A 12,376-nucleotide genomic window follows, 5' to 3' on the forward strand; every position below is an offset into this window, starting at 1 on the left:
GGAACTGCTCTTCTCTTTGGGGTTTTTCTGGACAGGTTTCTAAAAGATGATGGGGTTACATCAACAAGTTGAAATTATTTCACTTTCATCAGTTGAACCACTTTTCTGCGGCTTCCCTGTGTAAATTCTGCATAATAAGTGCCAGTGCTCAGGTTCTGACCAAATTGAACTGTACTGTTAGGTAACTGGTTGGCTTTGGCTTCAACTGCTCTTCCATACATATCAAATACCCTGATCTGTACCGGCTGGTTATGTTTGCTTTCGATCTTAACTGTAAACAAGGTTCTGCTTGGGTTACCCATTACAGTGAGTTTCAGGTCTTCGCTGGTTTCAGTCTGACTTTGTTTCACTGTAGCTTTTACTGATACAGTTTCTTCGGTTGCCGTAGCTGTGTTACCAAGGGCACCTGTACTTGTAGCAGCATTTGACACACAACCACCTAATCCTTTTCCAAGTATATCATTCGGATAGCGTTGTAAATGTGAGGCAACATCACTGGTCTTCACTTCCATCACATTATAGTTATTGCTATTGCCATTTCTTCTGGTGATATATACTTTTTGTGTATTACTGTTGCTGCCATTGTAGTAGCTGTACAACCATGAATACCAGCCCCAGTCGTTACAATCATCTTCAACCCTGATATCTTTCACACAAATACTTACCTGACTTGTGCTGGTACAACCCGACTGCGCAGTTACTTTTACTTCGAATGTATAGTAACCTTCGTTTGACGGTGTGAATACAGGTTGAGCGCTTGTTGTATTACTTAATATACCACCACCAGACAATGCTCTCCAGCTATAACTATAGCCAGTGCTTCCGCTTGCATTTACCTGTAATGTTACTTTCTGAGGTCCATAACCTAAGTACAGGTTTGTTGGTACGCCACCAGTATAAGTAGTATTCTCAGGTACAACCGTAATACTGCTGGTACATACAGGAGCCGGTGGAGGCGTTACCGCACAACCCTGGTCAGCGCATGAACCCAGTCTGTCACCAGGATGGTTAGTCAGGTGTGCAGCTACTGCATTGATACTGACTTTGAGTGTTTGCGGATTACCTGCGTTACCCGGAGGCACATGACAGAGGTATACCTTATAATTGCTGTCATCTTCGTCATCCTCATCGTGGTCGTCGTTATCCTGGCTATTGTATTTGTTTTTGCAAGACGATGAGCTATGCGATTTGTGATCACAATTATTGTGTCTGTGACCTTTGTGTTTACAGTTTTTATAGTCATGGGTCTTGTGATCACACTCATCATTATCATCATCGCCATCATCATATTTATCCTTACACTTGTCTTTACTGTGTGATTTGTGATCACATTTTCCATGGTTATGTTTACCATGTTTACAGTCTTTAGAACTGTGCGATTTATGATCACACTTATCATCATCCTGCTCTTTCACCCTGATATCTTTTACACAGATGGTTACAGTACTGGTAGATACACATCCGTTTTGTGCCCTAACGGTTACTTCGAATGTATAGTTACCCGATGTAGTTGGTGCAAATACCGGCTGTGAACTGGTTGTACTGCTGAGTGTACCATTACCTGCTACAGCTCTCCATGTGTAAGTGTATGATGTACCACCTGCTGCATTTGCTTTCAGTGTTACTTTTTGTGGTCCATATCCGATATAAATATTGGTTGGAATACCACCGGTAAATACTGTGTTTTCAGGAGTTACAGTGATAGAACTGCTACATGAAGTCGGGTTGGTTACCGTTACAGTTTGTGTAGCTGAAGCTGTATTACCAGCCGCATCTGTTGCTGTCCATGTAACCACTGTTACACCTACTGGATAAGTTGTTGGTGCATTGTTGGTAATAACAGGTATTCCACAATTATCAGTAGCGGTAGCTGTTCCAAGATTGATAGCCGAACCAGCTACCACACTAATATTTGCCGGAGCCGTAATTACCGGCGCCTGGTTATCGGTGATGGTTACGGTAAAGCTGCTTGAAACTGTATTTCCACTGGCATCTCTTGCCGTTACTGTTACCGTTGTTACACCAACAGGGAATACAGTTCCTGAAGCCTGGCTATAAGTATAAGTGATCGGACTTGCACATGCATCAGTTGCGCTCACTGTATAGTTTACAGTTGCTCCACAAATACTTGCTGCACTGTTTGCCGCAATATTTACCGGTTGTGAAAGTACTGGCGCTTCTGTATCGCTTACGGTTACCGTTCTTGTTTCACTGGTACTGTTTCCGGCTGCGTCTGTAGCTGTCCATGTTCTTGTAATGGTGTAATTATAGTAATTAGCCTGCGCAGGATTGGTTCCTCTGTTACTTGATTCAGTAAGTTGAACTGTTACCTGTGCATCATAATTATCAGAAGCTGTTACGGTACCTGCTGCAGGAATATTTCCACAACTTACCGTTACATTGGCTGGCACACCTTGCAGTACCGGTGCAGTGATGTCTTTCACGATCACCAGTTGCACACCTGTAGTGGTGTTTCCGGCAGCGTCAATGGCTGTCCAGATAACACTGGTAGTACCTATATTATATACTGTACCTGTTGCATTATTGGTAAGTGATACCAACTGAACATTATCAGTTGCCTGGGGATTACCAAGTGATGTAACTGTTGCTGTATTTGTACCAGGAGCTGCATTCACCACAACATTGGTTACTCCTGTAATTACTGGTGGCTCAGCATCTACTACCGTGATAACCTGTACCGCAGTTGTGCTGTTTCCTGAAGCATCAGTAGCAGTCCAGGTAACATTGTTAGCACCTAACTGGTATTGAGCAGGAGCATTGTTTGTAATAGTAACAGATCCACCACTATTATCTGTTGCAGATGCTGCACCCAGGTTTACACCTGAGGCATAATTCACACCTGCATTGGTATTTACTACTTTATTAGATGGTCCGGCCAGTGCAGGAGCCTGTTTGTCTTCTACAATAACTAATTGTGTAGCTGTTGCTTTGTTACCTGCTGCATCGGTTGCAGTCCAGGTTACAATTGTTGTACCCATTGGATATTGTACCAGTGCATTATTGGTTACAGTTACAGCACCACTGTTATCAGCGGCTGTAGCCGTACCCAGGTTTACACCTGAAGCAAATGCCTGGTTATTATTTGTAACAGTGATTACTGTTGGAGGCGCTGTAATGGTTGGCAATTCAGCATCCACTACTGTTACCAACTGAGTAGCAGTGGCTGCATTACCGGCAGCATCAGTTGCAGTCCAGGTAACCGTTGTTTGTCCTAATGGGAACTGTGCAGGTGCATTATTGGTAATCACTACACCAGATCCACTGTTATCAGATACAGTAGCCATACCCAGAGCAACAGCAGTTGCATAAGTAACACCCGGGTTGGCATTTACCGTTACATTGGCTGGAGCCGTAATGCCCGGTGCCTGGTTATCTACCACTACAACATTGAAACTAGCTGTTGCTGTATTTCCAGCTACGTCTTTCGCCGTAACATTTACAGTAGTTGTACCAATCAGGAAGAATGAACCAGAAGGCATACTGTAAGTGTACACAATTGGGCTTCCGCATGCATCAACAGCATTTACTGTATAGTTTACATTGGCACCATTTGTAGTGGCATTTACAGTGATATTATTCATTGAACCAAATACAGGAGCTGCATTATCAACCACCGTAATTACCTGAGCAACAGTTGCGGTGTTCAGACTTGCATCGGTGGCAGTCCATGTTCTGGTGATGGTATAATTATAGTGACCAATATTATTCGGATTGGCATCTTGTGTGCTTACCTGACTAAAGCTAACAGCAACCGGTCCGTCTGTTTCATCAATCGCAACCACAGTTGCAGGTGCAGGAACAGCAGTACAATTAACTGTAATATTAGCAGGGGCTGTCATTGCCGGAGCAGTTACATCAGATTTAACGATTTCAACCTGCTGGGTCTGAGAAGAGTTATTACCATTACCATCCGTATAATTCCATGTAATAGTATAGGTGCCGGCAATGGTATAAACCAATGGATTGCTGGTGGTTGCTGTAACCAGTCCTACACAATTATCATTGGCTGTTGGGCGGAATGTAATGGGTACCCCTGTACTACCAGATAATAACGGTAATGAAGCAACAGTTGGAACCGGAGCCAGATTATCTACAACCGTTACACTGATTGGGGCAGATATCTGCAGGTTACCATTCACGGTTACACCTACTGTATAACTACCTGTTTGTGTTGCCGGATAAGTTGCTGCATTCGAATTAGGAATGGCCACTTCATTCAGGTACCACTGATAAGTTGTACCAACAGTTGAAATAGACAACTGAACATTAGATGATGGGCAGATGGTAGTAGGTCCGTTGGCCTGTATGGCTGGTAATGGCGTTACAGTTAAACGTACACTTCTGTAGATCGTACAATTAATGAAAGGAACTGCAACAGTATATGTACCGGTGTTAACAGCCTGGGCATTCATGAGGAAAGGATCAGGCACATTCGCTGTAAAGCTGTTCGGACCAGTCCATGCATAAGCTGTACCACCGTTTGCAAACAAACGTATAGTGCTACCAATTCCAAACACAGCAGCATTGGACTGCGCAGTTACTGGAGGTTCTGAATATGTTGAACAGGTACCGTTTACTTTAAATTCAGACCAGTTTGAAGAAAGGCCATTCAATGCGAAACCGCCCAGAACACCATTGTTACCATTGGTACTTGCATCGATTAAATTGGTTTCAGTTGTATTTGGGGCATTTACATATCCCTGGTTGAACTTGTAATATGCAACCAGTCCAGTTTGAGCGGGCTGCAATTCACAATTCATGTTATTTATAATCTCACACTGGTTCAGTGCCCTGTTCCAGATTTTAGCTTCTTCTACTTTTCCTTTATAGTATTCCACAAAACCAATCTGCTGACCAAATACGAGGTTATTGGTATTGGTAGTTATTTCACCTGAAGCTTCTGTAGATGCAGCCAGAACACCATCAATATAAATACGCATGAAATAGCCATCGTAGGTAGCAGAAGCATGATGCCACTGATTGATACCAGGATAATTGGCTGTTAATACTTTCCACTGACCATTCAAATGGAGGAAGAAAGAGATCGTTTTCCAGCCATCATCCGTACGTGGGAAAATATAGCCGTTGTTATCTTTAGCGGTTGATTTACCCATTACATTCTGGATCGCCCTTGTATCATCAGTAGGGTAAATCCATGATTCAAGGGTAATATTCTGGCTGATGTTTAATGAATTGCTGTGAGCAACCAATACAGAATCATCATTACCATCAAAATCGAGTGTACCAGCCTTGTATGCTACTGTAATATTGGCACTGGCTGTACTGCTACATGAACCGCTTGCTACTGTTACTGTATACAGGCCAGAATTATTGGTTTGTGCGTTGGGGATTGTAGGGTTTTGCTGATTGGAGGTAAAGCTGTTTGGACCCGTCCATGAATAACTCGTTCCTCCTGAGGAAGCCAAACGGATCGTATTTCCTACTTCTAAAATAGGGCCGTTCACAGTAGCAGTAGACGGAATAGGTGTGAAAGGAGCACAAATCCCGTCACCTACATTACCGGTTGTCCAGTTGGAAAAAACGCTGGTCAGACCAAAACTTGTAAGGCTACCATTATTGTTATTCCCACTCTCATCTTCAACAGTGGTAACATTTGTGTTATTTACGCCAATCAATCCTTTATTAAAACGATAATAAGCAGCCAGTCCTGATTGTATAGCAGGATTAAGCTGACAACTCATGTTGTTATCAATTTCGCACTCATCCAATGCACGGCTCCAGATACGCACTTCATCTACATTACCAGCAAAAAATTCGCTACTAAATCCAGGCTGACCACCAATGGTTACCGGATTCTCATTTGATGAAATGGTACCGATTACTTCTTTTGTTGCTTTTAATTCCCCATCAAGATAAATCTTCATGACAAAGCCATCATATGTAGCGGCAACATGATGCCATTCATTCACACTTGGATAGGTGGCTGATATGATATTCCAACCCTGTCCAACAAGGTGTACATAAAAGGAAAATGATTTCCACCCATCATCAGTACGTGGGAAAATATAACCTCTCTGCTGTTCCGTAGATTTTCCGACTACACTCTGAGAAGGTGTAATCCCATCTGTAGGATATACCCATGTTTCAATGGTGATACCTGTTCCGGGATTCAATGAATTACTATTCGGAATATTTACAAAATCATCAACTCCATCAAAATTCAATGCACGTGCAGGTGTGGAAACCTGAATGGTAATACTTGCAGGAACAGAACAACCGGAAGCTGCTGTTACCGTTACTGTATATAACCCTGCATTTGAAAGAGACATATTATCAATAACAGGGTTCTGGTCTGTAGAAGTAAAACCATTCGGACCAGTCCAAGAATAACTGACACCACCTGATGCCGCAAGTTCCAATCTTCCACCAACTGCTATAGAAGGTGCATTACTTCCTATTGTTACAGCGGGAGGCGCAAAGGGAACACATGAAACGCCATTGGTTACTGCACCGTTGGTCCAGTTAGAGATAGCGCTCAGTAAACCAAAATCAACCAGTTCACCATGGTTAGCATTCGGCCCCGAATCAGTTAATTTATTTTCCAGGAGATTGGCTACACCACCCAATAAACCCTGGTTAAATTTATAATAAGCCACCAGTTTGTGCATGTCAGTAATCTCACAATTTCTATTAGCGGCAATTTCACAGGGATTTAAGGCACGATTCCAAATTCGTACTTCGTCAAGTTTACCTTTATAATATTCGTTGGTATATCCGTTCTGATAACCGAGGGTTAAGGGATTTGTATTAACCGTAATAGTACCGGTAATGGCCATCTGGTTAGCAAGCACCCCATCAACATATATACGCATATAAGCCCCATCATATGTGGCGGCTACATGGTGCCAACTGTCTTTACCTGGGAAAGGAGCAATTAACTGCCTCCATCCAAGTCCATTAAAGTTGATCAGAAAAGCAATATTGTTCCAGTTATCGTTTGTACGAGGGAAAATGTATCCGGTTTGCGCTGCGGTTGGAGATTTTTGTGATTTGGCCAATACAGACTGTACGTTGTTAGCGGCACCACTTTCTGGATAGATCCATGATTCAATTGTGATTACATCACTGATATTGAATGAGGTATCACCAATGGCAGTATTACTTGGGGGAGGTGTAGTGGCTCTGATCACACGCACTTTATCATTCACGCCATCAAAGCTGAGTCCGCCTGCAGTCAACTGACTCATAGCGGTAACTGAAATCATTAATGATAATGAGGTGAAGAAGGCTGTAAGAATTCTCTTTCTGGTAAAAAGGCGCATAATTAGTTCTAATTGCACTGGTTGATTTTATCAACAGCGATTTTCTGTTGAGGCTACACAGGATAAAAGAAAAATCAGTTTTGCTGATCAGTGGATAAAGGAATTCAAGCGATGGTTAGTCAGAGGATTTTCGAATTTTAACAGAGCTCAGCACAATCCAGTTTGCACAATGAACAATCGTTAGCTTTTGTTAATGAAATCCAAAACTAATCGAAATGCGTCAGAACTGCAAACATGATGCACTTTTTTTTTCATACATATTCGAATTAATAAATATGTTTAACGCTAAGGTTTTCGGAAACATGCAATCCACCTCTCCTGACTGGCCAAAAATAGATCTAGTAATTAATATCTAAATATTTGATTATAAATGAAATATATCGTATTTAAGTTACCTTTTTTACAAGTTTTTTTTGATCACACTTAAGGCTATTTTGGAGAGATTATAATTTGATTAAAATTTACATAAGAAGCAAAAAACAGCAGATATGCATTCAAAAAATTTGAGGAATTACGTGTTTTCACGTATCACCAACCGTGAAATCCACTACAAAAAATGGCATTATCACTACAATTAATAATCAATGACTTATAAAGAAAAAGGATCGCTAATGCGATCCTTTCAGAGGTCCCGAGCGGATTCGAACCGCTGTAGAAGCTTTTGCAGAGCTCTGCCTAGCCACTCGGCCACAGGACCATTTTCTGTAGCAGGCTGCGAAAATAAAGCAATCAAAGGAATTTCAAAATTCTAAATGCGAAAACCCGAAATTTGTCGGCATTAAGTCTTGAATATGAACAGAATTGCAGAAAGTGAACTGATAATCAATAACAGAGGAGCTGTTTACCACCTGAATGTAAGACCGGAAGAACTGGCGCATACCATCATCACCGTCGGCGACCCCGACCGCGTTGCCGAAGTGAGTAAACATTTTGATAAAACAGAGGGCAAATACCAGCACCGCGAATTTGTAACACATACCGGCTGGGTAGGCCATAAAAGAATTTCAGTGGTATCAACCGGTATCGGGACAGATAATATCGATATCGTACTCAATGAACTGGATGCGCTGGTGAATATTGATTTCGACACACGTACCATCAAACCACAACTCTCCCACCTGAATATCGTTCGTGTAGGTACTTCGGGCTCATTACAAAAAGATATTCCTGTAGACAGTTTTGTAGCGAGTACACATGGACTGGGTATTGATAATCTCCTCAACTTTTACCAGCAGCAGAACAATCCGGCAGAGAACGAAATTTTGGGAGCTTTTGCCAGCCAGGTTCAAATTGGCGGAGGTTTTGCATCTCCCTATATCGCTACAGCAGGTTCGGCATTGCTGAAACATTTTGTAGAAGGATTTCATCATGGCATCACCGTTACCTGTCCGGGGTTTTATGGTCCGCAGGGCAGAATTTTACGACTCGGACTAGTGAATACGGAACTGATCGACAGACTTACCGGCTTTTCCTATGGCAATCATCGTATCAGTAATTTTGAAATGGAAACAAGTGGCATTTATGGCCTTGGAAAATTATTGGGACACCAGTGCCTGAGTTTAAGTGCTATTGTTGCCAACAGAATCAGCCAGGAATTTAGTAAAGACAGCGCAGCCACGATGGAAAAACTGATTACACATACACTGGATATCATCGGGCAGATCAAATAGTAAAAGCATGACGATTCAATTTTATAAATACCAGGGCACCGGGAACGATTTTGTGATCATTGATAACCGCAATGGCAGCGTGCATCTTAACACCTCACAGATCAATCATATTTGCGACAGACGATTTGGTATCGGCGCAGATGGTCTCATGTTGTTGAATACACTGGGGGGGTACGATTTTGAAATGAAATACTACAATGCCGATGGTAAAGAAAGCAGCATGTGTGGTAATGGTGGGCGTTGCTTAACCCGTTTTGCCTATGACATGGGCATACACAAAACGACTTATCATTTTCTGGCCATCGACGGCGATCACGATGCAGAAATGGATGAACATGGATGGATCAGGTTGAAGATGAAAGATGTAAATGAAGTAACCGATTTCCATGGCGATGCAGTATTAAATACAGGCTCTCCACACTATATAAAGACAGTACAAAACATCATGGAACTCGATGTTTTTCAGGAAGGCCGTAGCATCCGCAACAGCAAAGATTTTATAGCAGAAGGTATCAATGTAAATTTTGTTGAACCTGAAAACAAACACATCATTGTTCGTACCTATGAACGTGGTGTGGAAGATGAAACCTTTAGTTGCGGAACAGGTGTAACAGCCGCCGCCATTGTATTTGCACATAATGAAAAAGGATTCAACCGTGTAGAAGTAAAAACTAAAGGCGGGAATCTTGCCGTCGAATTCGACAAAATAAACGATCAGCAATTCCAAAACGTCTGGCTCTGTGGTCCGGCAGAATTTGTGTATAAAGGAGAGATCAATATTTAGTGATGTGAGATGGCAGATATCAGATTTTTTTCCTTGCCATCTGATATCCGACATCTGACATCTGACATCAAACAATCATCCCATGATTCAATACTTCAAAAATATCAATGGTCAGACTGCGGAGATCGACAGGGCTGAAATGGGTGTATGGGTAAACCTGGTACCACCATTTAAAGAAGAAGAATTTATTCAACTGGCAGATGATCTCGAGATACCCATCGAATTTTTACGTGACTCACTCGATATTGATGAACGTCCGCGTTACGAGATCGAAGACAATGTGAAATTTGTTGTAATAAAAACGCCTACAGAGAATAATTCTTTTAACGACAGCGAGGCTTTTTATATTACCATACCCATCTGTATTATCCTTACGCATACACAGATCATCACTGTTAACTCTTTCGACAATGGTGCCATCAAGAAATTCCTGAACTCTTTTCAGAAAAGACATCCTGATAAGAAGAACATGATGATTCTGAAGGTATTTGAGAAAGTGGTGCAGAATTTCATGGAGTTCCTGAAAGAAATTAATCAAAGACGAAACCAATACGAAACCAGTTTATACCAGAGCAACAGTAATGTGGATTTGCTTAACCTCATGCGTATTCAAAAGAGTCTGGTATACTTTGTTACAGCATTGAGAAGCAACGAAATGCTGATGATGAAACTGGAAAGAACAAACTTCCTTGGATTGAATGAAGAAGAACGCGAATTCCTGAATGACCTCATCGTAGATACCAGCCAGGCCCTTGAAATGGCGAATATTTATACCAATATCCTTACCAGTACACTCGATGCATTTGCCAGCATCATCAGTAATAACCTGAACAATGTAATGAAACGACTTACGTCCATTACCATTATTCTTTCCTTACCGGTAATGGTAGCAAGTTTGTATGGTATGAATGTCGACAATATCCCTTGGGCCCACTCCTCTTATGCATTTTATGTTCCCATTGGTTTGTCCATAGCCATTGCAGTCGTGATCAGTTGGTATTTCATGAAAAAGAAATGGTTTTAGTATGCCCTTGTTCAATGTACGTGTATATGGTATTTTGTTAGACGAAAAAAAACGTTTGCTGGTAAGTGATGAATTTATTCGTGGCGCTTACATTACAAAATTGCCGGGCGGCGGACTTGAATTTGGAGAAGGTACCAGAGATTGTTTAAAAAGAGAATTCAAAGAGGAAACAGGGCTGGATGTAACCATTGGCGACCATATTTATACCACTGATTTTTTCCAGATCTCTGCATTCAACCAGAAAGACCAGATTATATCCATCTATTATTATGTTCATCCAGATGAACCTGTTTTATTAAACACCAAAACATCTGCTTTTGATTTTGCACCCGATCAAATCAGTGACCCTAATGGCGAGAGTGAAGTTTTTCGTTGGATTGAGTGGGATGAATTAAACGCAGAAAGTATGACACTGCCGATTGATAAAATAGTGATCCAGCTATTGAAAGCACAATAAGGATTTAAGCTGCAAGCCACAAGCTACAAGAAACTTGCGGCTTGTAGCTTGTGGCTTGCAGCTTGCAGCTTCCTACTCAGCCTCCTTCCCCATTGCCTGTAGTTTCATTTTTCTGGCAGTTTCTTCACCGAGGTAGCGATCAATTTGTTTTTCTGCAAAGTATATAACAGGTGTGAGTATAATAGCCATGCTGAATTTGTATAAATAATTCACCACACAAATGGCTAGTACCAGTTTCCAGCTCCAGCCATTACCAATTTTAAAGGCTATAAACAATACGATAAAACTATCTACCAGTTGCGATACAAAAGTTGACCCGGTTGCCCTTAACCAAACCCATTTCTGACCGGTTCTTTTTTTGATTTTGTGGAATACAGTTACGTCCACAATCTGGCTTACCAGAAAAGCGATGAGACTACCCAGAATAATCCACATACCCTGACCGAATATTCCGCCAAATGCATCCTGCATATTGGGTATACCTTCTGCCTGTCTTGATCCGATCCAGAAATCAGCGGGCGGGATATTCATGGCCGCATAAAACATGATAAAGGCATAGGATATTAAAGCAACAGCCGTATAACTGATGCGTTTAACTGCTTTGGGGCCATAATATTCATTCACGATATCAGTAATCACAAATTCAAGTGGCCAAAGCAGTACACCACAGGTAAGATTGAAGGAAAGACCGGTTTGTCCAAAAATGGTCATATCGGCTGGTTTCCATCCAAATATTTTTTCAAGAGAGAATATTTTACCACCAATACATTCGGCGATCAAAGCATTCGCCACAAAAAAAGCAGCAATACTGATAAAAAGTTTGGTGGGTTTGTCTTTTAAAATGGAATGTATCATGCTGGAAGTATGATGTAAAAAAAGAGCTGTCCAATTAAAATAAATACATTGAATAAGCGTAACCACAAGGGTCCTGTTACCTGCTTTTTACCCAATAACAACAGCAGGTACCAAAGGTTCACTCCCATGTTAATGATAGGTGAAAGCACCAGGCCCATAATCACTACTGTATTTCCAAACAACCCAAGTTCCTGCGCCTCATCCAAATGCATGAAAATACGTGCTGCCATGGCTCCCAGAAAGAATACATTACAGATGAATGCTAAACGCGACATAAAAGAA

Annotated in this window: 7 protein-coding genes and 1 tRNA gene; 4 read left to right on the forward strand and 4 right to left on the reverse strand. The window is 41.5% G+C overall.

All coding sequences use genetic code 11. The features are described 5' to 3' along the window. Positions 1-74: 74 nt before the first annotated feature. On the reverse strand, positions 75-7,304 hold the full coding sequence (locus ACH3Z1_RS13595; protein ID WP_490822538.1) for a LamG-like jellyroll fold domain-containing protein: 7,230 nt from the start codon (positions 7,302-7,304) through the stop codon (positions 75-77). A gap of 626 nt (positions 7,305-7,930) precedes the next feature. Next, a tRNA-Cys gene (locus tag ACH3Z1_RS13600) sits at positions 7,931-8,001 on the reverse strand. Positions 8,002-8,095: 94 nt separating this feature from the next. Here ACH3Z1_RS13600 and ACH3Z1_RS13605 point away from each other — a divergent pair. The 4 genes from ACH3Z1_RS13605 (at position 8,096) to ACH3Z1_RS13620 (ending at position 11,239) form a co-directional block, all read left to right on the forward strand. Then, a complete protein-coding gene (locus ACH3Z1_RS13605) occupies positions 8,096-8,974 on the forward strand; it encodes a nucleoside phosphorylase (RefSeq protein ID WP_490822539.1) in 879 nt (292 codons plus the stop codon). Between the two features lie 7 nt (positions 8,975-8,981). Then, a complete protein-coding gene (gene dapF, locus ACH3Z1_RS13610) occupies positions 8,982-9,758 on the forward strand; it encodes a diaminopimelate epimerase (RefSeq protein ID WP_490822540.1) in 777 nt (258 codons plus the stop codon). 82 nt (positions 9,759-9,840) lie between these two features. Then, positions 9,841-10,782, forward strand: a complete 942-nt coding sequence (locus ACH3Z1_RS13615; protein ID WP_490822541.1) for a magnesium transporter CorA family protein — start codon at positions 9,841-9,843, stop codon at positions 10,780-10,782. A 1-nt stretch (position 10,783) separates the two neighbouring features. After that, entirely contained in the window at positions 10,784-11,239 is a 456-nt protein-coding gene (locus ACH3Z1_RS13620) for an NUDIX hydrolase (protein ID WP_490822542.1), read from the forward strand. Between the two features lie 72 nt (positions 11,240-11,311). On the opposite strand, the gene ACH3Z1_RS13625 is transcribed toward ACH3Z1_RS13620, so the two are convergent. Then, positions 11,312-12,094, reverse strand: a complete 783-nt coding sequence (locus ACH3Z1_RS13625) for a queuosine precursor transporter (RefSeq protein ID WP_490822543.1) — start codon at positions 12,092-12,094, stop codon at positions 11,312-11,314. Beyond that, positions 12,091-12,369: a hypothetical protein gene (locus ACH3Z1_RS13630; protein WP_490822544.1), complete on the reverse strand. Its 279-nt coding sequence runs from the start codon at positions 12,367-12,369 to the stop codon at positions 12,091-12,093. The genes ACH3Z1_RS13625 and ACH3Z1_RS13630 overlap by 4 nt, the downstream gene beginning before the upstream one ends. Between the last annotated feature and the right edge of the window lie 7 nt (positions 12,370-12,376).

This window comes from Sediminibacterium sp. FW305-C-49 (assembly GCF_058231085.1).